Source organism: Ferrigenium sp. UT5 (assembly GCF_045866295.1).
Taxonomy (GTDB): Bacteria; Pseudomonadota; Gammaproteobacteria; order Burkholderiales; family Gallionellaceae; genus Sideroxyarcus.
In genome coordinates this window covers 1-651 of sequence record NZ_BAAFRY010000068.1, presented here as the reverse complement: position 1 = coordinate 651, position 651 = coordinate 1, and the positions used below count along the sequence as shown (strand labels likewise).

Genomic DNA, 651 nt, shown 5'->3' with positions numbered 1-651 from the left:
CGCAATTACCTTGCTATCTTCGGGCGGGTTTTTTCTGGCTGCTGCCCATTCGTTGAATTCATCCATATCCAGGTATTTCCGCTCCTGCCAGACCTCGTTCTGTTCTGCCAGCAAGGCCCCGATCAATCGCAGCGCCGATTCGTCGTTGGGGAAGATGCGGATCACCCGTTCGCGCCTTCTGACTTCCTCGTTCAGCCGTTCCTGCATGTTTGTGGTGCGCAATCGCTTGCGGTATTTCTCCGGCAAACTCATCACCGCCATCGCGTCCTCGAAGCCGGCCTCCAGACACTCGACCGATTTCGGCGCGGTCTTGGCAAAACGCTCGACGAATTCGGCCAGACGGCGCCTGGCGTCATCCATGTCGGGCGCTTGCAGCACCCGCTGGGCCGCTGCCGCCACGTCGGCCCGGTGCCGGCGGGCACATTGGCCGAGGATGTTGCGCATCAGATGCACCTGACAACGCTGCCAGCTTGCCCCTTGGAAATGCCGGGCCACCGCTTCCGTGAGCCCGCCATGATCGTCTGAAATAACAAACATCACGCCTTTGAGCCCTCGCCCCTTGAGCCAGCGGAAGGTCTCTTCCCAAATGGCGAAGCTCTCGGTATCGCCCATCTTCACCCCGAGTATTTCGCGGTAACCGTCCGACCGGAT

1 protein-coding gene is annotated in these 651 nt (G+C 60.4%); it reads right to left on the bottom strand.

What is annotated here, in order from left to right; all coding sequences use genetic code 11:
• Nucleotides 1-651 (bottom strand): IS256 family transposase (locus ACKTSJ_RS11170; RefSeq protein ID WP_407900247.1); only part of this gene is annotated, 651 nt, incomplete at both ends.